We start from the raw sequence: 22,992 nt of genomic DNA, 5'->3' as shown, positions 1-22,992 counted from the left end.
CACTTGGGCTAAAGCGTTGGCTCTCGGTCCCGCAGTTCAAGCCAATCAGCGGTTGCTTTGCTGGCAAAGCTCGCAGCACTCTCAATCGCCATTCCGTCCAGCAATGCGGATACGAGATTTGCGCTGAAATGATCGCCCGCTCCGATTGTGCTTTTGACGACGGCGCGTTTTGTGGGCGATACAATGCGTTCCTGTTTGCCATCATAAATGGTGATGGAACGCGTGCCGTCGGTCATGACGAGATGTTTCAAGCGCGCACCACAGAAATGAAGGGCTTTGCGCCAGAGCGCATCGTCATCAAGCTCTGGAAAATCGCCTTTCGAACCGATCATAAGATCCGCTGGTCGCGGCACGGAAGTGTCGGACAAAGGAAACTGAGACGCGACAAAGCCTGTTGAATCGAGCGCTTTTTGGATCGTCGCATCAGGATTGAAGCAATTGATATAGGCTGCATCGGCGTCGACTTCGCCATCAAGCCGGAACAACCGCATCGGCCCATCGCTCGGCGTTAAAATTGTGCGTTCGCCGGATGGCTCCAGCAGAATTTCGGTGATGTGGGTGCCGCGATCGCGTGTCAGCACATGCTGCATGTCGAAGCCGAGCGCTGAAAGTTCAAGGCGCGCGGTTTCGCCCAGCGCATCATTGCCGAGTGAGCTTACCAGCGCTACCTTGTGCCCGAGCGCAAGAAATGGTGAGCCGGTGAAATACCCGCCGCCGCCGAGCCGTGTCTCACGCTTTCCCCAGGAAACACGGGAGCCGGATTTGAGCGGTCCTGTAAGCTCCCAGATCCGGTCATGGTTGAGATGTGCGATAACCAGAATACGCGCCATTATTTCTCTCCTGTTCCGGCAGAGAATGCTTCAACGATGTAGCGTTGCGCCAGAAGAAACATGCCAAGCACCGGCAATACAGATAGAAGACTGGTCGCCATCAACGGTCCCCATGGTGTTTCTGCGCCATCAACATCGGCAAACATCGCAATACCGGTGGTGAGGGTCTTTCGACCGGTATCTTCCAGAACGAGCTGGCCCCAAAGATAGATGTTCCAGGCGCCCATGAAGGAGATCACTGAAAGGGCTGCAATGGCCGGCAGCACATTGGGGATGGCCACGTCCTTGAATTGCTTCCAGATCCCGCACCCGTCGATGCGCGCCGCTTCAAACATTTCATCGGGTAGCGAACGGAACGACTGCCGGAAATAGAAGACATAAAAGCCGATATAGGGGATCGAAGGGATGATCATGGCCGAATAGGTATCGAAGGCCTGTATCTTAACGATCGCGATATAGGTGGGAATGATTGCGAGAACGGTCGGAAAGGACATGGTGGCAATCACCAGCCAAAACAGGAAATGTTTGCCGCGAAACTCCATTCGGGCAAAGGCATAGCCTGCTGGCAGACTGATGATGAGCTTGCCCAGTGTGATAGTACCCGAGGTGATGACGGAATTAAACAACCACCACCAGATCGGATAGCGATCTGCAGCAAGCTGGAAATTCGAAAAAGTCATCTGTTCAGGCCAGAACCGCAAAGCTTTCTGGGCAATCAGTGCGTTGGGTGTGAACGCAGACGTCACCATCCATAGCAATGGAAATAGCGTGATGAGTGACAGCACAATGAGAAGAATGTGAAGGGTGCCACGCTGCAGTGTGGCGCTGAGAGAATGGGCGGTCATTGGTAATGCACCCGCTTTTCGCCGAAGCGGAACTGCGCCCATGTGATGAAAAGAACCGCAACAATGATGACCATGGCGACGGCACTTGCTCTACCAAACTGGAAGAACTGCAAACCCTGTTGCCAGAGGAAATAGAGAAGATTTGAGCTTCGGCCCGCTGGTCCGCCGCTGGTCAGCACATCAACGACACCGACAATATCGTCGAGCACTGAAAATACGGTCGTAACGGAAATGAAGAACGCGGTTGGCGTGATCAGCGGCAGCTCGATGGTGAAAAAGCGTCGCCATGCGCCAGCACCGTCCAGCCGCGATGCCTCGCGCAACGATTGGGGAACGTTGGCGAGTGCGGCGATCCACAACAGCATGTTGAGGCCAAAGCTTTTCCAGAAGGTGACGACCGATACAGACAGAAGCGCAAGGTTGGGGTCCATGTGCCACATTGAAGTGGGCAGCCCGAACCAGACCAGCACTTCATTGAAGAGACCATTGACCGGATTGAGCAGCCACGACCAAGTCACGCCTGCGACCGAATAGGCCAATATGGTCGGCAGGAAGAAAGCCCCGCGATAGACGCGCTCCAGCTTCGAGTCCTGCACAGCATGGATCATCACCGCGATGATGAGCGGCAAAATGATCTGCGCCGGAACAAGAATGACGCAATAGAGCACGGTGTTCCAGGCCGCAAGCCGGAAATCGGCATCGGCAAATATGCTTTTATAATTGTCGAACCCAACGAAGCTGACATCGGTTGAAAGCAGGTTCCAGTCGACAGCCGACAGAACAGCCGAGGCTACAATCGGGCCATACAGGAAAACAATCACGGAAAGGACGGCTGGCCCCGCGAATATCCAAGGGGCCAGTTTTGTAAACAGCGGTTTCGACATTTGGCGTCAGGCATCCACCAGCACGGTTGCAAGTTCGTCGTGAGCCGATTTGAGGCCGGTTTTGATATCGATCTCTTTCGTCAACATGCGGGAAACCCACTTGCGCCAGATGTTCTGGCCTTCAAGACCGCGCTTGCCCGGCCAGATGGTTTCGGCAGTCAAACCATCCGTCAGCTGACCGGCTGCTGGTTTCATGAAGTCGTTAATCAGCGGAATATCGTGAACGGATGTGTTGAGATAGCCGACTTCTGACCAGATTTTCTGACCTTCCGGCGAGGCGCAGAATTCGAGGAACGCAAGTGAAGCTTTGGCCTGTTCGTCGTTCTTTGCATAAACGGCGAGGAAATTTCCGCCGCTGTTCATATTGCGGGCATGGCCCGGGACGCCAGGGAAGCGCGCGGTGATCGCCTTGGCGTTACCAAACGGGAAGCTGGCAGCGCGTGTCGAGCTTGTGGTGCAGATCGCAAGCGCGCCAGCTTCAAAAGCGGCATCCTGTTCCTTGCTGCTAACGGGTGTCCAGAGACCTTGGTGGGCTGGCTGGCAGAATAGCTCCATGCCTTTTGCGGCCTCATTGCTGTTCAGAGCGAGCTTGCCTGAAGGGTCGATGATGTAACCGCCAGCATTCTGGATGAAGGACTGGCTTGTCCATTCATTGTTGGAAAGGGCGAGTGCTGAACGATAGGTCGCGTGTTTGCCCTTGAGCTTTTCATCGAGCGTGCGCGCGGCGTTATAAAGCCAGTCGGTATCTGGATAATCCGGGAGGTTCGGATCCAGCCCGGCTTCGGCCCACAAGGCGCTGTTGATGAAAGTGATCGGCGTGGACATTGCCCATGGCAGGCCGATCACGGCATCATCGATTGTGACCAGCGGCATCAGCGAAGGAACGAAGTTCGCGATGATTGCGTTTGCTTTTGTCGCATCGATTTCGTTGAGATCGCGTGCGCCCAGAGTGCGGCGTGCGAAATATCCGAACTTCCAGCCCGTCACCATGATTGCTGGTGGCTTGCCCGCAGCAATACCGGCGAGTGCCTTGGCGGTCGCTGTTTCATAATCGCCATCGAAGCGGTTGGTGACTGTAACGCCGGTCTGCAGCGCATTGAAAGCATCAACGACTTTCTGGAACGGCTTGTCTGGTCCCCAGATGCTGGAGATTTCAATCCTGGCGTTGGCAGACAAAGCCGAAGAGATGCCGAAGGTGCTTGTGGCCGCCAGTGCCGCTGAGGCTGTCAGAAAACTACGTCTTGAAAGTTCGACCATGTCCGTCACTCCTGTGTCCGATTTGGACACAAACTATCGGGCATGAATGACACGGGAATTGTCGGTTTCGACCGGTCTTTGCGATAATTGCCCGGTTAATGACCGTTTGCGTGAAACTTTGTCGTATTCCTGTGAGATAAACCCTGTAGGTCACTCGCAGCTTAATAATTACAGGGCCGCTTAATGGCACAAAGACCTATCCGCCCCTCCGACCGGCAGGATCGCATTCGCGATCGTCTCATCAGACTTGGTGATGCAACATGTGCAGAACTGGCCGATATGTTTTCAGTTTCAGAAGAAACGATAAGGCGCGATCTCGCTTCACTGGAGGAGAAGGGTCAGGCGATGCGCGTCCATGGCGGCGCACGGGCGGTCACGGCGAAGGGGCTGCCGCATATCGACCTGCGTATCGGGGCGGATCGGGAAGCCAAAGAGCGGATTGCGCGTCTTGCTCATGTCTTGCTCAAGCCGGGAATGTCAGTGTTCTTCAGCGGCGGTTCCACCGCATTGGCAACCGCTTGGGAAGCGCGCCATGAACCGCCAATCATCGCGACCTCTTTGATGGTCGATATCATGATCGTTCTTGCTATGGGTGGACAGACGGACCTCACACTTTGTGGCGGACAGTTCGACAAGCATTCCCGCGCTTCGTTCGGCTTTGAAGCGATGGAGATTATTTCACGGCGCGTTTTTGATATCGCCTTCATGGGCGCAAGCGGCTTCGATGTGGAGCGCGGTTTGTTGGGGCCGTCAGATCGCCATTTGCAACTGGCGCAGGTTGTGCGGCGTCAAACGAGAAAATTCGTCGTGCTTGCCAGCCATACAGCTCTGCAACGCTCGGACAAGTTTTCCATCCTGCCGACCTCAAGCATTGATCTTGTTATTACAGACCAGCCGCCGCCAAGTGCGGTCTACGCAGCATTAGAGCGGGCAGGCGTAGAGATAATCTACTGATTTTATGAAGACTACCCGGACCATGAAGGTCCGGGTAGATCTGACACTTAAATTTTAGGCAAAACGGAAAACCGGTTCCCACTTTTCCTGCGGTTGCTCTAATGATGGCTCACCGGTTTTACCGCATCTTTGGTTTTTACAAGCGAGACGATGACGCCTGTGCCGAGAATTGCGAAGGTGATGCCCAGTGACCAGGCAGGCGGGAACTTTTCCCATCCCATGATATCGGCGATGAACATCTTCGAGCCGATGAAGATCAGCAGGATCGACAGCGCATATTTAAGATAGGCGAAGCGATGCAGGATGGCTGACAAGGCAAAGAACAGCGCTCTGAGACCAAGAATTGCGAAGATATTCGACGTGTAAACGATGAAGGGATCGGTGGTGATGGTGAACACTGCCGGGACAGAATCGACAGCAAAGATCAGATCCGCAACTTCGATCATGATAAGTGCCAGGAACAACGGCGTTGCAAAGCGCACCATCTTGCCGGTTGAGCTGTCTTTCAATCGAACGAAGAAGGCATTGCCGTGCAGCTCATCTATGACGCGCATGTGTTTGCGGGCAAAGCGCAGCAGCGGATTGCGGCTCATATCGGGCTCATCATCTTCACTTGAAAACAACATCTTGATGCCGGTGATGATGAGGAATACCGCGAAGAGATAGAGAACCCAGTGATAGTTCGCGACGATTGTGGCGCCAAGACCGATCATGATGCCACGCAGCACGATAACGCCAAGAATGCCCCAGAAAAGGACGCGATGCTGGTATTTTCGAGGAATAGCGAAGAAGCTGAAAATCAGCGCGATGACAAAGATATTGTCGAGCGCCAGCGTCTTTTCGACCACGAAGGCGGTAAGGTACTGCGCCGTTGCCTCGCTGCTTAACTGCCACCAGACGAAGCCGGAAAAAGCCAGTCCGAGTGTGATGTAGAAAGCCGACATTTTCAGGCTTTCACCGATCTCGATCTCATGGTCTTCCTTGTTGAAGACGCCAAGATCGAGCACCAGCAAAGCCAGAACAATGCCGATAAACACCAGCCACATCCAGACCGGTGTTCCCATAAAAAGTGATGTAAAGAGTTCCATATCCGACCTCTGTTCAAAATATCACAAGGTCGGCTGGGAATTTCCGGGCTGACCTCGAGCGCGCTCGAAGTGGTCCGACATCACGGTTTGAAAAAACCGCCAGAGGGGCCCGGTCCACTCTCCAACAGTTAGTAAGCGAGATTTGAGTTTCAAGCCGGGCTTGGAATTTTTCTTTTAGCGGGTCAAAACCGAGGTCTGTGTTGGCTGCTGAATAGCTTGGAGCAATTCACTCGGATCAATCGGTTTGTGAAGCAGCATATAACCGCTTGCGGACGCTTCGCGCAGCCGTTCGGGCGAGGTGTCGCCGGTGAGGATAATTACCGGTAGTTTGCGCCCAAGATGTTTGAACAATCTGCTGGCTGCTTCCGTTCCGATCATCCCGCCTTCAAGGCGGTAGTCTACGATGATAATATCCGAAGCAGAGTGTGATGCGGTTTCATCAGTCTGCCATGCGACGAATGTTTCGTCCACATTGCGTCCCGCATAGGCGCGATATCCCCAAACATCCACGAGACCGGACAGAGCATCCAATACGGTGCTTTCGTCATCGACGATGAATATGTTTCCACCAGTTTGAGGGATGTTCTGTATTGTCTTTTCAGATTGGCGCTGGTCGGTGACGAGCGGAACCATGATCGAGAACATCGACCCCTTGCCCGGCTGCGACACCAGGCGAACCGGATGACCAAGCAGCTCTGCGGTTCGCTTCACAATGGACAAGCCAAGACCTAAACCCTTGTCGCGATCCCGTTCAGGATTATGAAGCTGCACGAATTCCTCAAAAACCGTGATGTGTTGGCTTACCGGAATTCCCAGACCGGTATCGAATACCTGTATCTCGACCTTATCGCCTCTGCGGCGGCAGCCAAAAACGATCCGCCCGCTTTCGGTATAGCGAATGGCGTTCGTGATCAAATTGGCCAATATCTGCCGAAGCATCATCGGATCGCTGTCGGTATGATGGGAGCATTTCAGCATCCGCCATTCCAAGCCTTTGCTTTCAGCAAGGCCTGCGAACTCGTTCTTGAGGTTGTCGAACAGATCGTTGATTGAAATGATTTCTCGGTTGGGCGTTACAATCTGAGCGTCGAGACGTGAAACATCGAGTAACGCATTCAGCAGGTAGCTGAGATTGGCAACGACCTTTCTGATCTTTCCGGCAATGTTGCCAGCGTCTGTCGCATTTACATTTCCTCTGCTCGCCAGTGCGGCCAGTGTCGAATTGAAAAGGCCAAGCGCATGGACAGGCTGGCGTAAATCATGACTGGCGGCTGCCAGAAAGCGTGTTTTGGCACGGTCCGCTGCCGCCACCCTGTCTCGTTCACTCTTTAGCTGATCGACAAGCGTTTCGTTTTCAAACCGCAGCCGTATTGTTTCAGCCAGATCCCGGTGGGTTACTCGACCGTGATGGCAGTTGATGATGACGAGGCAGGCAACGAGGAAGAGATAGGCATTGTAGACTTCGCCCTGCGCCAGAATGCAATAGATCGTACTCGGCAGCACTGTGGTAAACAGCGAACCGACAAGGACTGGCAGAAATGCAGATGAGGTGGGCACGGAACCGCATGTTAACCCTGTCATGACGATCATCGCAAAGGTCAACAAATGCGGCTCGTTAGATACGAAACCGATCAACCCGAGTAAGCCCCAGTTCAAGCCCGATAACCACGAAAATCCGGCAGCAGTCCACGCCCATTTTGAATAGGAGTCCGGCGTCTTGGATCGGCGAAAAAAGCTGCGTGTGACGATGACACGGGTGATTGTGAGCAGGTAAACCGAAAGGCACCAGGCAATGAGCCATGCATTGGGAACTTTACCCCAGAAGAGCAAAAGCGAGGGTATTGGTACGAAGATATTGGTCAGCAACACCCCGGCCGAATGATTGTAAAGGATATTGACCAGCGCTTGCCTGATGCGCGCTTCATCGACAGGATTAACGCTCGTAGATTTTTCGTCTTTTTCAGAGAGCGCTAATGCGACCATAATGCTATCCTGTATTCGCTTGTGGTTTTGAGGGGCATCTTTTCGATGAGGGTAAATTACCGGATTATCTTGGCCGACGATCACAGTATCGTCCGCGAAGGACTTAAACTGCTTCTTTCGACTATAAGCGAAACAGTTGTGGTTGGAGAAGTCGGAGATTGTTCTTCTTTACTGGCCGTTCTGGCGCAAACACCTTGCGATATGGTCTTGCTTGATCTTGGAATGCCGGGATTTCATAGTTTCCAGTTTATCGAGCAATTGCGGACAACCTATCCAAAACTGAAGATCGTCATTCTGTCGGCTAACAGCGAGTCTCGGTCCATCAGAGCAGCGCTTGCCTCGGGTGCGGATGCTTATCTCACCAAAGACGGCGATCCGGGCGAATTGCTGACGACTGTTACCAATCTTCAAAACGGAAACGATAATGGTGCCGCACACCAGGCTATCGCGCTCAGTCGACCGAACGGTCACGAGCCGGAACCCAATATCGGCATCCAGTCTCCGGTTCCTCTCACCAGACGAGAACTGCAATTTCTGGCTCTGATTCCGCAAGGCGCTAAAACAAGAGAAATCGCAGAGCGGCTCGGAATAAGTGTTTTTACTGCGCGCAAGCACCGCGAAAACCTTATGCGCAAACTCAATCTTCATAGCAGCGCCGAGTTGACGGCCTATGCAGTGCGCCTCGGATTGCCCTCCGCATAATCATTGATAATTGCGGCTCTGGCAGTAGCCACCCTAACTGCCAGAGCCGCTATTCAAGCGCCTTGTTTGGACGCGCATCTTATCCGAAAACCGTTTCACACTTTTCGGGATGCACGATAGCTCGCTCGAATGGAAGTGTTTTCGCTCCTGATCGAAAGCTATCAAGTGGCCTGATAGGATGAAATACGGCACATGTCGTATTTTAGCAGTTGCATCAGGGGATTATGGTCCCGCTCAATCCGCTGACGGGTCGTCGGCGATGGTGATTGGGGCGGCAACCATGTTTCGCAAACACGCAAATTTTGGTGATTTTAGTCGGTCAGTTCTGATCTTAGTTGCTGCAATGCTGCTTGGATCGTTGTCATTTGGGAGCGGACGGGCTGCGGCAGAGAAGATGGAGCGTTCGGATCGTGTCGATGTTGCAATTGTCTTTGCCGTCGATCGGTCATCCCTCCTGGATTCTGACACTGTGCAGATGGTGCGTGCTGGACACGTCGCAGCATTACGGTCTTTGCACGATGTCATGACCAGCGGTCCGAACCAGTGTGTTGCAGTCACCTATCGCGAATGGTCCAGGACGCAAAAGGAAGATGTCGTTCTGCCATGGTCGCGAATTTGCAGCGAAACGGATGCCGATGCAGCCGCCAGAGCAATTGCACTGAATGATTATGGGCGTTCTGATAGTGATCTCTCTCATGAGAGAAGATCGTTTCCGCTTTCGATAGATGCGGCTTTAGCCGAGTTGAAAGCTGCTCCCTGGGGTTCTAACAGAAGAATAGTGAACATATCTGCTGGCGATATCGTTGATATTATCCGACCGTCCGCAGCGACCACCAATATCATTGCCGTACAAAATGACTTTGTCGGGAGAGGTGGGAACGTTATCGCGACGGCCTCATCTTCGCCGGATTATATCGCGGCGATTGAACGGACCTTGATGTTTGATGTTGGGGGCGACAGGGCGTTTTTCATGAAGCCTGAAGAACAAAGCATACGGACGGCCAAGACGGATATCGTGCCTTAAAGCATTTCCGCAAAAGTGCGAAGCGGGCTAAGAATCGCCGTCGGCAAGCCGTTTGATGCCGGACATATTGATGACTGTGAGCTTTTGACGTCCGCCGCGAACGAAGCCTTTTGTCTCCCAGCTGCTCAGAATGCGGGAGACCGTGTGAAGGGTTGTTCCGGTCATTTCGGCAATATCCTGACGGGTGATCGGAAAATCGATGCGGATGCCGTCTTCTTCCTTCTTACCCGCTTGACGGGCAAGGCGGAGAACAGCATGTGCAACGCGGCGCTCCACTTCCTCGGTCGACATTTCGCGAATGCGGGTGTGCGCTTCTTCAAGCCGCTTACCAATCGTCTGGATCGCATTCATGGCGAGACCGGGGTTCTGCTCGACAAAATAGTCCCAAAGCTCGGTCGGCCAGGCCAGAACAATGCTTTCAGCAACAGCCATTGCGGTGCCGGGATAGTCGCTGCGTTGCAAAGCTTTGGCGAAGCCAAACAGATCACCGGGATGCACCATGCGAACAATGATCTGCTGTCCGTCTGGTGTCACCTGATTGACCTTGAGGCGACCGTGAAGCAGCAAAAAGAACAGGACGGCTTCGTCGCCCTGTTCAAAAATGGTTTCACCTGGAACGACACGCCGCGTTGAGGCGTAAGACACAAGCTTGTCCAGCTCGTCATCGCTCATCTTTGCGAACAACGATAGTTTTCTGACAAGCCCGCGATCTATCGTGGCCATCGCGCATCCCCTACTAAAAATCCCCATCGTCGCTTTAGCACAGCAAGAGGAATAAGGGATAGTCTTGGGGGTATAAAATAGACCATTCAGGCACAAACCGTCATATGGAAAATTCCTTTAGCCGTTTCAGTACGACCGCATACCAGCGACCGTCGCGAACCAGACGAAAGCCAAGATTGTCGGGTGGTACACCGACGCTGCAGCCACCCGTCTTTGGATTGCGAATGAATGAGCTCATGGCGGCGCGATGCTTGCCATTGACCACATAGACACCGCAGACGGGCGTCTCCGCAACGACCTTGCCATAGGCATCGATATTCACCCGACGATGGCAGGTCTGTGTCCATTCCCACACATTGCCCGCAACGTCTGCGATGCCCAGTTCGTTCTCGCCAAATGCACCCGCAGAACGGACTTCGGGACTGCGCTCAAGCTTGCGTGCGCTTTGCTGTTCATAGTCCTTGAGCCAGCGTAAAGCCGGATTGGCTGCATTTTCCTCAATGCCGAGTGCGGTATCGGTGAAGCGGGAGCCGGCAGCAAAAGCCCATTGCTCGTCCGTAGGCAGATGCCAGACTTCGCCGGTCTTTTGCGACAGCCATTTCGCATAGTGTTCGGCATCATCGTAGCTCACACCGACAATCGGCGCGTCTGTGCTTAATCCGTTACGATTATGCGGCAACGTTTCTGCCGGTTGGCAATCGCCATCGGCAACGCAACGCTCATAATCGGATGCGCTGACCTGATATTTCATGATCTCAAAAGACCGCGCGAGTTTGCGTGTCGTCAGCGGCGCATCCACCGGATAATTGTTTTTTTGAAAGTCGCCATCAGCGCGATAGGTCATGCTGCGCGGAGCGACGACAATGGTCTGCGGGTGCTCAAATTGTGTGCCTTGAAACGGGCGATCCAACCGCCCTGCAGCATCGACCACGAACAGGCCAGTAACCACTGCCAGCAAAACGGCAGGTACCGCCACAGCCAATTCGCGCAGGCGCTTTTTCTTGCAACCTTTGGTCATTTGGTATCGAGAGGCCGTGTCCTTTTACAGATACGGCCCCAAGCCTTTCTTCATTCAACAATCACCAAAGAAGTCTTCAGTCTTTTCGTTACATGCCAGATGGTGCCAGGATCGACGTCATCAGATCGTCATTCCATTCGCCGGTGACTTTGAAGTGCGCAGCCGCACCCAGTTCAAAGGCTTCGATCAGATTGTGGTTCACATAGGCGTAGATGCCCGGCTGCTGGAATGTGTAGAAGGCTGCTGCCGCGGCCCCGCCCGGAATGAACCAGGTTTCCTGATCAAGATCTGGCGGCGTGTTGAACTTGCCTGTTGACCAGACATAGTCGCCATGTCCGCCAATAAGATGCGGTCTGGTATCGCGATTGGCCTGCGAGTGAACGATCAGCACCTTCTCACCAACTTTGGCGGTCATTGCCTTATCGCCCGTCAATGCGCCCACAGCACCGTTAAAGACAACGTGTGTCGGGGTCAGGGTACGCATCACCTTCACGGTGTCTTCATAGGCATCGCCCGGTGCATCGTATTTCTTGTACTGACCAACCTCATCGCGCGGCACATAGAAGTCCTGCTCACCGACATAATAGACTTTGTCGTAAGAGAGCTTGTTGCCCTTGCCGTCGTGCAGTCCATCGCGTGGCAATACCATGATCGCCCCATTCATGCCCGAGACAACGTGCCAGGGAACCATTCCGGGAGGTGCGCAGTGATAGACGAAGACGCCGGGCTTGGTAGCCTTGAAGCGCAGTATCGTCTTTTCACCGGGGTTGATCTCGGTGAGCCCACCGCCACCCAATGCACCTGTTGCCGCATGGAAATCGATATTGTGCATGAGCGTGTTGGTATCAGGATTGATGAGCGTTAGCTCAACGTAGTCGTCCTGATGTACCACCATTAGCGGACCGGGAACGCTGCCATTGAAAGCCATTGCGTGAACTTCGGTCCCCGCATCGTCGATAACGATCTTCTTTTCCTCGATCACCATCGTAAATTCGATGACCTTCGGCCCACCTTCTGCGACCTGGCTGTGAGCGTGGACGAATGGCGGGTCCACCAGCTCCACTTTCTGCCGGGGAAGCGCTGCGATTTCCGCTGCACTGGTCTTCTGGATCGCGCCATTGCCCCAGGCGGATGTTGTCGCAAACACTGGCGCAAGCGCACCAGCGAGTGCTGCTCCTGCAAGTATCGTGCGGCGGTTGATCTGCATCTGGTCTACCATCGATTCTCTCCTATACGATAGGACCGAGCGCTCTTTGCTCTGTCGTTTTATGTATAGGAGATCGGCTGTGTTGCTTCATTGACCGCAATCAACATAGATCATAAATTGTGGAATTAATTATCGTTTAATTACAATGAGTTATAGTGTGGTCGCTAAGTTTGCAAACGCTTGTTTGCGATAGCACAAAGGACGATTGCAGCTGACGCGTGTTGTCAAAAGTAAAACCAGCGATTGATTAGTTTCAATCGCTGGTTTTCGTGAGACGATTAGGGGCCATGTCTATTAGGGGCTCTGTTGCAAAAAAATCCAGCTGTCGAGGAAAGCCCCTCGTTCTCTACTGTCAAGCGGTCTGATCTTGTAGATTCTGGGCGAGCAGTTCCACGGCCCCTGTCAACGTGCTCGGCCGATACCAAAAGCGCGTCCAACGATACGCGCTTCCCCACGGATGTCTCGTGTCAGGTTGAAAATAGCAGCCTGGCCCTTGGGCAACGCCAGCATGACTTCGAAGCACTTGATCGTCGCATATGCCGTCTTCAACGTCTTGAACCCTCTGACCGGTTTGATCAGCAAGCTTCAGCTTGCCGTGGTCAGAATTGGGGGGGCGCCCCCTACCGGGACCGACCCTAAGGTGGCGCAGCGGGGCGAACTCAATCTCATAGACGAGCTTAGCGTGCGTGAGGTCACAGGGAGAGGGCGGTATTGTGCGTGGGGGATTTTGTAACGGCGAATTCCCTTTCGCGGGAGGAGCATACCGGCCGGGGGAATGTCCCAAGATTGCGACACATTTCGGACTGGCGAGAGTAGAATGATACATAATCCTGGATTGAACTAAGTACGCGATCATTATCCTATATGACGAAGAGCCGCTTATTTTCGATAGGCCAATCGTCGGCAGCTTCGTTGGGAGATGCTGGATGTTGACCGGCTGGTGGAAGAAGATCATCCTGCTCAGCCGATCTGGGAATTGGTTGGCCAACTTGATCGGTCTGCCTTTACGGCAAGGATTTACTCTTATAGCCGCGGTATAGGATCTGCCCGTGAGGTGGAGCGTCGCTGTGAGCACGATCCGGGCTTTCGCTGGTTGATGGGGCTCCTTGTCATCAATCACCATACCCTGTCCGACTTTCGCCTTGCGGCAGACGACCGTTGAGGATGAGGTAGGCGACGAGACCGATCAGCAGTCCCCAGAACGCCCCGCCGATGCCGAGCAGTTTGATGTTGGCGGCGGACGCGAGAAAGGTGATCAGTGCCGCCTCGCGGGAGGTCGGGTCGGCCATCGCCCCTGCGAGGCTTCCGCCGATGGTGCCGAGGAGCGCCAGACCGGCGAGCGTGGTGATGAACGTCGCGGGAAACGCCATGAAGACGGCGGCCAGTGTCACGCCGAACACGCCGACCACCACATAGAAGCAGCCAGCCGCGATGCCGGCGATCCAGCGCTTTGATGGGTCTTCATGTGCTTCTTTGCCCGTGGCGATCGCTGCTGTGATGGCGGCGACGTTGAAGGCATGGGAGCCGAATGGGGCCATGATGAGCGAGCCGAGGCCCGTCACAGTCACGATGGGATTTGCGCTCGTCTTGAACCCATCGTTCCGCAGAACCAGCATTCCCGGCATATATTGGCCGGTCAGCGTGATCAGGAATAGCGGCAATGCGACCGAGAGCAGCGCGTTCAGCGAGAACGCCGGCATGGTGAAGACCGGAGCCGCGAATTCCAGTTTCAGGTCGGATAGATCGACGCGACCTTGCGCCAAGAGGAATACAAGCCCGAGAACCAGAATGCCGACCACGGCATAGCGGGCGGAGAAACGCTTCAACGCGACGTAGGCGACGATCAGCAAGCCGACCAGAAGCGGATCGACGCTCGCGCCGCCGAAAGCCCCGATGCCGAATTGCAGCAAAATGCCAGCCAACAGGCCCGAGGCGATGCCCGACGGGATCAGGCGGATGACCTTCTCGAAATAGCCGGAGAGCCCAAGCGCGACGAAAGTCGCCGCCGAGATCATGTAGGCGCCGACCGCCTCCGCATAGGGCGTCGTCGCAAGCGCGGTGACCAGAAACGCCGCTGCCGGCGTTGACCATGCCGTGATGATCGGTTCGCGATAGCGCAGGCTCAGGAATAGTCCCGTCAATCCGACGCCGATAGAAACCGACCAGACCCAGGACGCCGTGAGTTCCGGGCTTAGCCCTGCGATCTTCGCCGCCTGAAAGACCAGAATGAACGTGCCGCCATAGTTGACGATGACGGAGATCAGGCCCGCGACGATTGGATGGGTCAGATCGTTGAAGCGGATGGGTGAAGGCGAGGAATGGGACGACATAATCCTGAGGAGGCTCCTGTGGTTAGGGCGCGCGGCGAACAAGGCGCATTGACATTTAGCCTGATAATGGCCTGATAAGCCCATCCACTTTCTCAACTGGGTTCAGACCATTTGTTCAAGCACTCCCAACTCGAATCCGTGAAGGCATGGGTTGCCCATCCGGCCCATGCGGCGATGCCGCTTCACGCACGGATTCAGCGGGCCATCCGCCAACTGATCGTCGATGGCGCCCTTGGGCCGGGCAAGCCGCTGCCCGCCTCACGCCCGCTCGCCAAATCGCTGGGGTTGTCGCGCGATACGATCGAAGCGGCCTACGCCCAGCTTCACGCCGAAGGCTTTATCGACCGGCGCGTAGGTAGCGGCAGCTTCGTCGCGAAGATGACGGAGTTCACACCCGGCCGCCGTCTGTCCCAGCGCGACACGCTGCTGCGCAACCAGGCTCCCAATCTCAGCAGGCGCGGCGCGGCCATGTTCCGCAGCGGCGGTGTTCGCGATGTGCAGTTACCGCGGCCTTTTGCCCATGGCGTACCGGAGACGCGGACCTTTCCGCTTCAACTCTGGGAGCGTCTGGAGCGGCAGGTTCGCAAAGAGATTGGCGCGCAGGCGCTGCATCATGGCGATCCGCAGGGAACGGAGCCACTTCGCCGCGCTATTGCCAACTATGTGAACCTCGAACGCGGCGCACGCGCCACGGCTGACCGGGTATTGGTGCTGACCAGTTCGCAGCAGGCCATGTCGCTCTGCGCGAACATGCTGCTCGATCCCGGCGACAGGATATTCATCGAAGATCCTGCCTATTACGGCGCGCGCAAGGCGTTCGATGCGGCGGGGCTGGAATGCGTTCCGATCCCCGTGGATCGGCAGGGCATCGTCATCGAGCAGATCATGGCTGAGCCGGGCCGGGCCAAGGCGGTCTTTCTGACGCCGTCCCATCAGTTTCCTACCGGCGCGACGCTGGCGCTGGACCGCCGGATGGCGCTGATCGAATGGGCCGCGCGACATCAGGCGTGGATCATCGAAGACGACTATGACAGCGAATTCCACTACGCAGGCAAGCCGACGGCCTGTGTGCAAGGTCTCGATCCGCATGACCGCACCATCTACATCGGCACCTTCACCAAATCACTCTTTCCCGGTTTACGAATTGGCTACGTAGTGCTGCCGTCCCAGCTCGTAAAGCCGATGACCGTCGCGCGTACGCTGCTGGACGGCCATACGGCACCCATGGCGCAACTCACACTGGCCCGGTTTATGGAGGGCGGGCATTTTGGTGCGCACGTTCGGACCATGCGCGGCGTCTATGCCGAACGCCTTGATGTGCTGGCTGGCCTCGTGAGTAAGCACCTGTCGGATTTTGTCGAACCACATATTCCTGTTGGCGGGCTGCAAATGCCCTGCGTGCTGACCTGGGATATTTCCGAACGCACGGTAATCGATGCGGCCCGGAGGGCCGGGATTGAGCTTCTTGGGCTATCTGCGCTGCACACTGCCAATGAAGCGAAGGCCGGCTTCCTGATGGGCTTTGCCGCCTACACACCACTGGAAATCGAGGCGGCCGTCAAGAAGTTGGCGAATGCGTTCCGGGCGGTGACGAAGGCGTAAATTGCTGATTGCCAGGCATTGGAATGATTGGTCGGACTCAACGCGATAGCTAATCCCATAGCGGCAATACCACCGTACCGCCCATAAAATCACGTCACCCTGAAAATGGCGCCAGTAGAAATAGCTCATCGAAAGTCTCGCTGAAAATTGTCAGCATTCTTTCGGACATCGGCAAAGCTTTTGCAACAGAGCCCTATTATGCGCTATTATAAAGGACGGCCCGTGAAACGAGATTGAACTTCCGGCTGTGCCATCTCAGGCACCCATGCTGGTTCATATGTCAGTTCGACATTGGCGCGTGAAACGCCGTCGACAGCTTCCACGCATGTTTGCACGGCTTGCGTAAGAAATCCTGCGGCGGGGCAACCGGGTGTCGTCGTTGTCATCTCTACATTGATCGTTCCGTCGTCTGCGACCTCGATGTGGTAGATCATGCCCAGATCCACCAGATTAACGCCCAGCTCCGGATCTAGTATCAGCCGTAGCGCCTTGAGGATGGCATATTCGAGTTGGACATCATTTTCGCTTTGCATGGCTTTGTCCTCACGCTTGTCGCTCTTGGCCCACGCGGATCATGATACGATAGGCACTGCCGGTTTCATCGAAGTTGCCGACCCATTCATGGCCGCGCCTTTCAAGCTCTGGAAACAGGAAGAGTGGCTCGCGGTGAAGCAGAGCGAACAAGACCTCGCCGCCTAGCATGCGTTCGAGTTCTGCCAGAATATGAACCATCGGTTCGGGTGGTTGCATGTCTGAACAATCGAGATATTGCGAAGGCTCAGGCCAGATATCAGGCGATCCCACATTGTTTGAAAGCTGTATTTGCGGGACCACTTCTTGCGATGGAGAAAAGAGCGTTTGCCAGTCACCCTCGCCAATTGGCTGTGGTTCAGCAAGGAAGCCTTTTCGTTCCATGACCGCAAAGAGCGGTACTGGTTTGAAGGGGGTTACAAGCAAAAGGCTCTGGCCGGGCAGCAGATTTTCCGTGGCATCCATGATTGCCTGAAAGGGTTCCACACCACTTTTGAGCAAGGGGCGCACATCCAGCTCACGATGAGCGATTTCCTGGATGGATAATGTCATTTCGACCTCCTGAGTACGTGCGTACCGGCATGGATAAGGTTGGGTAGCGCCACGCCATTGGGCAGGCGCAAACTGGTCGGTACGTCCAGAAGCCGCCGGGCGCGGATAAAGTGAATGCTCAAAGCCAGAATGGTAATGAGGGTAAGTGAAGATGACAGCCTAAAAATGGTTGGATAGTCGGCGATCAGGGCCAAGGTGCTGAACCCAACGCTCCCATAATAAAGGATGAACCAGTAGCGGGCATGTTGCTCACGCACCATGTCCTGCACACGTGGCGTCTGCACGCGGCCCATGACGGGTCCGTAGCATTCGAGCCAGGTGAGAAACGGAACGATCTTGTAAAGCTGTGCGAGGCTCAGGCCTGAAAGCCAACCGAAGACAAACAGATAAACGAGGGCGGCAACCATCTTCTCGGTCATGCCGGTAAAGAGCATTGTCAGCGCAAGCACCATCGAAATCAGCAATGCTGCAAATGCAGAAATGCTGGCGGCACTGTTCAATTCAATCGTCTTGCGTTTGCGCCGCTGATAAATCGCGCGCACATCGAGAGTATAAAGAAAAATGCAGACGATACCCGGAACGAGCGCGGTCGATAGTGTGATTTCAGGTTGACTGACACTGAAAGCAACAAGTGCGACGCCGAGGCCAAGCATTGTCAATGCAACAAGACCCAACCACCATAAAAGCCTGGTGCGCTTCGTGTTGCTGTCCGGCGAAAGCATGAACATGGTGAGCAACCGATAGCTCACACCCATGGCTGTAAAAGTCATCCAGCCGCCAAGTGCCAGCACCGCATGAATTGATATGGTCGATCCGGCGATATCAAGAGCGATAACCTGCTCGATCACCCCTGAAAGAACTAAGGTATAAAGCCCTCCAAGACAGGCAACGATCAGCAGGCAGCTGATGCCAATGGCGACGAAGCGTGTGGGCAACGTAATGGGTCGCGCTTTCCAGATTGTCACCCCAAGCATCAGAACGATCAGCGAAAAGCCTGCGATTAAAAGCAGACCCGACATGGGAAGCAGCCAAACCGAATTTTCGAGCAGTCCAGACATGCCTGCAAAGCCGAAAAGCAGTCCGGTCAGTCCTGTGAGCAACAGCAAAAGTGCTGGCAGCTGTGCGGAACTTCCCCAAAGGGGCTTTGCAACCAGGACCGGCACGAACTGCAACAATGCGCCACTCATCAGCAATGCCAGCCAGCCGATAGCGATGATATGGACGAGGATGAGAGTTTCCGGTGCCCGAATTCCATGAAACGGATAGCCGAAACCGCCTGCCATCAATCCGACCCCAGCTGTGAGGAAGACGAGAGAGGCTGCAAAATAGGACAGAGTCCAGCGGGAAAGCGCGGCACCGATCATCTCAACCCTTCATGAATAGGTTAGTGATTACCGCAAGTGCACTCATGGTCTGAACCATGAAGCTTGCGCCGTGCAATTTCGACACGCCAGACAGGACCGGTCTCCTTATAGACCCAGGAAAAATCGCCGGGATTGCGGGCCTCGAGCTGGCGGCGCAATGGCACTGGGTCATGATCGTTGACGATCTCCAGCGCATCGCCCGGTTCAAGCGCATCAATCATGGAAAAAATGGTCGCATGTCGTGTGATGGGCGGAATGGTGCGCTCGTCGATGACAGGATTTACCGCAACACGTTCGATTGACATTATAGTTTTCCAAGGCCGTCACTGCCGAAAGATGATGACGACAGCCAGCGTCACCATGACAGCTTTTGTAAACTGATCGATGCGATGCTGCTTTGATGCATCTCAAACAAGACAAAGAATTACAGCGGTTCCAACGATTCAATATTAACTAGAACCGCTGTAACTGGAGCCACTGTAATGGCTTTCTGACAGAGCTGCCTTGTTCTGGATCAATTTCGGCCCCGCTACTAGAGCGCATCCCGAAAAGTGTGAAACGGTTTTCGGATAAAGCTGCGCGTTAAAGCAGATAATTAGAGCGCCGATCTGATCCAATCAGATCGAAACGCGCTCTAAAGCATGCCTTCAAAAAGTGCGAAGCATTTTTGGGATAAAGACATACGTAGAAACAAACAGTGAGATGCATTTCCTATGATTCATCATAAACTAGAAGTGCTTTATTGACCAAAGAACAGGACGACAGCAATCACGATAGATGCTGCAACCGCTGAAAGCGTGCCCGCGCCCTGCAAGGCCCCCATTCGATAGAGAACCAGCGAAAAGGCGATGATTGCAGGCGTGGCAACCATGAGTCCGATCTGTGCATCCGTCATTGAAAGATTCCTTGGTTTGAAAAGGAACGATGCCTCCACGCACATGATTTTTCTTTGTCAAAACGCAAAGAAGATGGGGGATGAGCGGGCTAGGCATGCCCCATGCTTGAAACAGAAGACACAGCCTTCGCGGCAACGATTTCAGACGATGAACCGGAGGATAATCTTCTTCTCTGGATTCTCGTCTGGAGCGAACTTGTCACTTTTGCAATTTTGCTGATCGCCTTCATGGTGATGTCGATCATCAATTCAGACGGTGTGGCGCAATTGCGGGCGCATCTCAGCCCCGGTCTTGCTGCAATCAACACGATCGTGCTGCTGATAAGCGGCTGGCAGGCTGCAATCGCTGTGCGGCAACGACATAATGCAAAGAAAGCAAGACGCCCGCTGTTGGGGGCAGCGGTTTTTGGTCTTGTATTTGTGGCCCTCAAATTCGTCGAATACTCGCACGAAATCCAGTTTGTGGGCGACGAAGCTGTGGGGGCGTTTTTCGAGCTCTACTTTCTCCTCACCGGCTTTCATCTCATGCATGTGCTGTTTGGCTCAATCATTTTGGCGCTGGTCGCGTGGCGTCCATCCGCTTCCAATGTTCTGCTTATCAGCACGCTCTGGCACGCGATTGACCTTGTCTGGCTGGTTATGTTCCCGGTTCTTTATCTTGCGTGAGGTGACGAAATGAGAAACCGAGAGTACAGGGCCCTCAACCGCACACTTCTCATTTTGCTGGCGCTTGCAATGAGTGGTGCGCTGATTGCCAGTTTGAGCGCCAGCATGCTTGCCGCAATCATCGCTGTTCTGATTCTTGCCTTTGCAAAAGGCTGGTTCGTCGTTCTCGATTTCATGGAAATGCGCGCCACCAGAGGCGCGTTGAAGCTTGCCTTGCTGGCTTGGCCGGCTGTGCTGCTTATACTCGCCCTCATGCGCTCTGTAGCAGTCCGCTTCCTTCTTTGAACAACCATACAATCTCATTGTTTTGCGCAGTTTTTGCTTAGAGTGCGTTTCGATCTGATCGGATCAGATTGGCACTCTAATTATCTGTTTTAAAGCGCATCCCGAAAACCGTTTCACACTTTTCGGGATGCGCTCTAAAGCATTTCCAGAAAAAGTGGGAACCGGTTTTGCGTTCGGAAATGCGTGAAAACAAATAGTTACAGCGGTCCCAACGATTCAATATTAGCTGGAACCGCTGTAAATGCTCCAGTCTTTGCCAAAACGCAAAGATGTCTTTTCACCGCTCGATAGAAGGGTGCAGTCCCGTGATGCTGGCGAGGGGATTGACCAGCCGCACCATCGACGGGGGATGAGATGCCGGGGCTCCGCCTTCGGCCAGTGAAAGGACGAAGGGGATGGCAGAACGCCTAACCAAGACCGGCGCCCGAAACGTCTTCTACGGCGGTTCTATTTTCTTTTTCGCGATCTTCGTGGGACTGACGGCGCACAGCCATTACTACATGAAAACCACGTCCACAGATGAATCGACGCTGACCGAAGCGGTCGCACGTGGAAAGCACATCTGGGAGAAAAACTCCTGCATCAATTGCCACACGCTTTTGGGCGAGGGGGCCTATTTCGCACCTGAGCTCGGCAATGTCTGGAAGCGTTACGGCGGCGAGGATGACCCCGAAGGTGCACGCGAGACGATGAAGGCCTGGATGCAAGCGCAGCCCACGGGAATTGAGGGGCGTCGTCAGATGCCACAGTTCAACCTGAGCGAACAGGAACTCAACGATCTGGCGGATTTCCTTGAATGGACAAGCCGCATCAAGACGCAGAACTGGCCGCCCAATGAGGCTGGCTGAGGCGCGGGATGAACGGAGTTTTATGATATGAAATATGAAAGCCAAAAGGTCGCGATGCTCTATTTTTATGGAGCGCTCGTCCTGTTCGTAGCCCAGGTTGCGTTCGGTGTTCTTGCCGGGACGATCTATGTCCTGCCCAATACGCTCTCCGAGCTTCTGCCCTTCAATATTGTTCGCATGATCCATACCAATGCGCTGGTCGTCTGGCTGTTGATGGGTTTCATGGGGTCGACCTATTATCTGCTGCCTGAAGAGACGGAGACCGAACTCTACAGTACCAAGCTTGCCGTCATCCAGTTCTGGCTGTTCTTTGTTGCGGCTGGCATTGCGGTGGTGGGCTATCTCTTCAAGATCCATGAAGGCCGCGAGTTTCTCGAGCAGCCATTCATCATCAAGGTCGGCATACTCGTCGTCTGCCTGATATTCCTATTCAACATCACGCTGACAGCATTGAAGGGCCGAAAGACGACAGTCACCAACATTCTGCTGTTTGGTCTGTGGGGGCTGGCGCTGTTCTTCCTCTTTGCCTTCTATAACCCGGTCAACCTCGCCATCGACAAGCTCTACTGGTGGTATGTGATTCATCTCTGGGTTGAAGGCGTGTGGGAACTTATCATGGCGTCGATCCTCGCCTTCCTGATGATCAAGCTCAACGGTATCGACCGCGAAGTCGTCGAAAAGTGGCTTTATGTCATCGTCGGGCTGGCCCTGTTCTCGGGTATTTTGGGAACAGGTCACCATTATTACTGGATCGGCGCGCCGGGCTACTGGCAGTGGATCGGTTCGCTGTTCTCGACGCTGGAAGTCGCTCCGTTCTTCACTATGGTCATCTTCACTTTCATGATGACATGGAAGGCTGGTCGCAAACATCCAAACCGTGCAGCTCTTCTCTGGTCGATTGGTTGCTCGGTGATGGCTTTCTTTGGCGCAGGCGTATGGGGCTTTCTGCACACGCTGTCGTCGGTCAACTATTACACCCACGGCACACAGCTTACCGCCGCCCACGGGCACCTCGCCTTCTTCGGCGCTTATGTCATGCTAAATCTCGCAGTCATGGCCTATGCGATCCCCGAGCTGCGCGGACGTGCGCCTTACAATCAAATGCTCTCCATGGTGAGCTTTTGGGCCATGTGCACGGCGATGTCTGTCATGACCTTTGCGCTCACTTTTGCAGGCGTGGTGCAGACCCATCTGCAGCGTGTTCTGGGCGAGAGCTTCATGGTCGTGCAGGACCAGCTGGCGCTGTTTTACTGGATGCGTCTTGGCTCTGGCATCGTGGTTGTAATTTCGGCCTTTATGTTCATCTGGGCCGTTCTGGTTCCGGGCAAGGGGCGCCGCGAAAACACCTCTGGTTTCGTGCAGCCTGCTGAATAATCGACGCAAAAGCCCTGCCGGAAGGTGGGG

Annotated in this window: 25 protein-coding genes and 2 pseudogenes; 10 read left to right on the top strand and 17 right to left on the bottom strand. The window is 54.5% G+C overall.

Features of this window, described 5'->3' with window-relative positions; all coding sequences use genetic code 11:
- Nucleotides 1-8: 8 nt before the first annotated feature.
- From CES85_RS06480 to CES85_RS06465, 4 genes are read right to left on the bottom strand one after another with little or no spacing between them, the layout of a single operon-like run.
- On the bottom strand, nt 9-830 hold the full coding sequence (locus CES85_RS06480) for a PfkB family carbohydrate kinase (protein WP_095445132.1): 822 nt from the start codon (nt 828-830) through the stop codon (nt 9-11).
- Entirely contained in the window at nt 830-1,675 is an 846-nt protein-coding gene (locus CES85_RS06475; protein WP_095445131.1) for a carbohydrate ABC transporter permease, read from the bottom strand. The genes CES85_RS06480 and CES85_RS06475 overlap by 1 nt, the downstream gene beginning before the upstream one ends.
- A complete protein-coding gene (locus CES85_RS06470; RefSeq protein WP_095445130.1) occupies nt 1,672-2,559 on the bottom strand; it encodes a carbohydrate ABC transporter permease in 888 nt (295 codons plus the stop codon). Before CES85_RS06470 ends, CES85_RS06475 begins: the two co-directional genes overlap by 4 nt.
- A 6-nt stretch (nt 2,560-2,565) precedes the next feature.
- Entirely contained in the window at nt 2,566-3,816 is a 1,251-nt protein-coding gene (locus CES85_RS06465) for an extracellular solute-binding protein (protein WP_095445129.1), read from the bottom strand.
- Between the two features lie 183 nt (nt 3,817-3,999).
- Between CES85_RS06465 and CES85_RS06460 the strand changes: the two genes are divergently transcribed.
- On the top strand, nt 4,000-4,770 hold the full coding sequence (locus CES85_RS06460) for a DeoR/GlpR family DNA-binding transcription regulator (protein ID WP_095445128.1): 771 nt from the start codon (nt 4,000-4,002) through the stop codon (nt 4,768-4,770).
- A 98-nt stretch (nt 4,771-4,868) separates the two neighbouring features.
- On the opposite strand, the gene CES85_RS06455 is transcribed toward CES85_RS06460, so the two are convergent.
- Entirely contained in the window at nt 4,869-5,858 is a 990-nt protein-coding gene (locus CES85_RS06455; RefSeq protein ID WP_095445127.1) for a TerC family protein, read from the bottom strand.
- A gap of 174 nt (nt 5,859-6,032) precedes the next feature.
- Nucleotides 6,033-7,841: an ATP-binding response regulator gene (locus CES85_RS06450; protein WP_095445126.1), complete on the bottom strand. Its 1,809-nt coding sequence runs from the start codon at nt 7,839-7,841 to the stop codon at nt 6,033-6,035.
- 45 nt (nt 7,842-7,886) lie between these two features.
- On the opposite strand from CES85_RS06450, the gene CES85_RS06445 reads away from it, so the two are divergent.
- Nucleotides 7,887-8,543 carry a response regulator gene (locus tag CES85_RS06445; RefSeq protein WP_095445125.1) on the top strand — a complete coding sequence of 219 codons (657 nt, stop codon included), beginning with the start codon at nt 7,887-7,889 and terminating at the stop codon, nt 8,541-8,543.
- Nucleotides 8,544-8,823: 280 nt separating this feature from the next.
- Nucleotides 8,824-9,567 (top strand): DUF1194 domain-containing protein, encoded by a 744-nt coding sequence (locus CES85_RS06440; RefSeq protein ID WP_157743419.1) that lies wholly within the window; start codon nt 8,824-8,826, stop codon nt 9,565-9,567.
- 27 nt (nt 9,568-9,594) lie between these two features.
- Here CES85_RS06440 and CES85_RS06435 read toward each other — a convergent pair whose 3' ends face one another.
- The 4 genes and pseudogenes from CES85_RS06435 to CES85_RS06420 all read right to left on the bottom strand — a co-directional run.
- Nucleotides 9,595-10,290: a Crp/Fnr family transcriptional regulator gene (locus CES85_RS06435; RefSeq protein WP_095445123.1), complete on the bottom strand. Its 696-nt coding sequence runs from the start codon at nt 10,288-10,290 to the stop codon at nt 9,595-9,597.
- 100 nt (nt 10,291-10,390) lie between these two features.
- The gene (locus CES85_RS06430; RefSeq protein WP_095445122.1) at nt 10,391-11,308 is read right to left on the bottom strand and encodes an SUMF1/EgtB/PvdO family nonheme iron enzyme; all 918 of its coding nucleotides are present in this window, start codon (nt 11,306-11,308) and stop codon (nt 10,391-10,393) included.
- A gap of 88 nt (nt 11,309-11,396) precedes the next feature.
- Nucleotides 11,397-12,527, bottom strand: a complete 1,131-nt coding sequence (gene nirK / locus CES85_RS06425) for a copper-containing nitrite reductase (RefSeq protein WP_095445121.1) — start codon at nt 12,525-12,527, stop codon at nt 11,397-11,399.
- A 340-nt stretch (nt 12,528-12,867) separates the two neighbouring features.
- Nucleotides 12,868-13,119: pseudogene (locus tag CES85_RS06420) on the bottom strand (IS6 family transposase); the annotation flags it as partial.
- Between CES85_RS06420 and CES85_RS28085 the strand changes: the two are divergent.
- A complete protein-coding gene (locus CES85_RS28085) occupies nt 13,111-13,248 on the top strand; it encodes a helix-turn-helix domain-containing protein (RefSeq protein WP_095445735.1) in 138 nt (45 codons plus the stop codon). The pseudogene CES85_RS06420 and the gene CES85_RS28085 sit on opposite strands and share 9 nt — an antisense overlap.
- Nucleotides 13,249-13,434: 186 nt before the next feature.
- Nucleotides 13,435-13,677: a transposase gene (locus CES85_RS06410; protein WP_095445120.1), complete on the top strand. Its 243-nt coding sequence runs from the start codon at nt 13,435-13,437 to the stop codon at nt 13,675-13,677.
- On the opposite strand, the gene CES85_RS06405 is transcribed toward CES85_RS06410, so the two are convergent.
- Nucleotides 13,628-14,845: a benzoate/H(+) symporter BenE family transporter gene (locus CES85_RS06405; RefSeq protein ID WP_095445119.1), complete on the bottom strand. Its 1,218-nt coding sequence runs from the start codon at nt 14,843-14,845 to the stop codon at nt 13,628-13,630. The genes CES85_RS06410 and CES85_RS06405 overlap by 50 nt on opposite strands.
- Nucleotides 14,846-14,956: 111 nt before the next feature.
- Between CES85_RS06405 and pdxR the strand changes: the two genes are divergently transcribed.
- Nucleotides 14,957-16,447 carry a MocR-like pyridoxine biosynthesis transcription factor PdxR gene (pdxR, locus tag CES85_RS06400; protein ID WP_095445118.1) on the top strand — a complete coding sequence of 497 codons (1,491 nt, stop codon included), beginning with the start codon at nt 14,957-14,959 and terminating at the stop codon, nt 16,445-16,447.
- A gap of 42 nt (nt 16,448-16,489) precedes the next feature.
- Here the strand turns inward: pdxR and CES85_RS06395 are convergent.
- The 6 genes and pseudogenes from CES85_RS06395 to CES85_RS27390 form a co-directional block, all read right to left on the bottom strand.
- Nucleotides 16,490-16,576 (bottom strand): annotated as a pseudogene (locus CES85_RS06395) (IS6 family transposase); the annotation flags it as partial.
- Between the two features lie 77 nt (nt 16,577-16,653).
- Complete coding sequence (locus tag CES85_RS06390; protein ID WP_095445117.1) at nt 16,654-16,980, bottom strand: metal-sulfur cluster assembly factor; 327 nt, start codon at nt 16,978-16,980, stop codon at nt 16,654-16,656.
- 10 nt (nt 16,981-16,990) lie between these two features.
- A complete protein-coding gene (locus CES85_RS06385; protein WP_095445116.1) occupies nt 16,991-17,530 on the bottom strand; it encodes a DUF2249 domain-containing protein in 540 nt (179 codons plus the stop codon).
- The gene (locus CES85_RS06380; protein ID WP_095445115.1) at nt 17,527-18,894 is read right to left on the bottom strand and encodes a hypothetical protein; all 1,368 of its coding nucleotides are present in this window, start codon (nt 18,892-18,894) and stop codon (nt 17,527-17,529) included. The genes CES85_RS06385 and CES85_RS06380 overlap by 4 nt, the downstream gene beginning before the upstream one ends.
- A 20-nt stretch (nt 18,895-18,914) precedes the next feature.
- A complete protein-coding gene (locus CES85_RS06375) occupies nt 18,915-19,199 on the bottom strand; it encodes a DUF2249 domain-containing protein (protein ID WP_095445114.1) in 285 nt (94 codons plus the stop codon).
- A 434-nt stretch (nt 19,200-19,633) separates the two neighbouring features.
- On the bottom strand, nt 19,634-19,789 hold the full coding sequence (locus CES85_RS27390) for a hypothetical protein (protein ID WP_095445113.1): 156 nt from the start codon (nt 19,787-19,789) through the stop codon (nt 19,634-19,636).
- A gap of 102 nt (nt 19,790-19,891) precedes the next feature.
- Between CES85_RS27390 and CES85_RS06365 the strand changes: the two genes are divergently transcribed.
- The 4 genes from CES85_RS06365 (at nt 19,892) to CES85_RS06350 (ending at nt 22,962) form a co-directional block, all read left to right on the top strand.
- Nucleotides 19,892-20,455, top strand: a complete 564-nt coding sequence (locus CES85_RS06365) for a cytochrome c oxidase subunit 3 (protein ID WP_095445112.1) — start codon at nt 19,892-19,894, stop codon at nt 20,453-20,455.
- 9 nt (nt 20,456-20,464) lie between these two features.
- Nucleotides 20,465-20,740, top strand: coding sequence for a cytochrome C oxidase subunit IV family protein (locus CES85_RS06360; protein WP_095445111.1), 276 nt, complete (start codon nt 20,465-20,467; stop codon nt 20,738-20,740).
- A gap of 395 nt (nt 20,741-21,135) precedes the next feature.
- Complete coding sequence (locus tag CES85_RS06355) at nt 21,136-21,588, top strand: c-type cytochrome (RefSeq protein WP_095445110.1); 453 nt, start codon at nt 21,136-21,138, stop codon at nt 21,586-21,588.
- 27 nt (nt 21,589-21,615) lie between these two features.
- Complete coding sequence (locus tag CES85_RS06350) at nt 21,616-22,962, top strand: nitric-oxide reductase large subunit (RefSeq protein ID WP_095445109.1); 1,347 nt, start codon at nt 21,616-21,618, stop codon at nt 22,960-22,962.
- Nucleotides 22,963-22,992 lie beyond the last annotated feature (30 nt).

The organism is Ochrobactrum quorumnocens (assembly GCF_002278035.1).
Taxonomy (GTDB): domain Bacteria; phylum Pseudomonadota; class Alphaproteobacteria; order Rhizobiales; family Rhizobiaceae; genus Brucella; species Brucella quorumnocens.
Note: the sequence above shows the minus strand (reverse complement) of the source record. Positions and strands in the feature narration are given on the sequence as shown.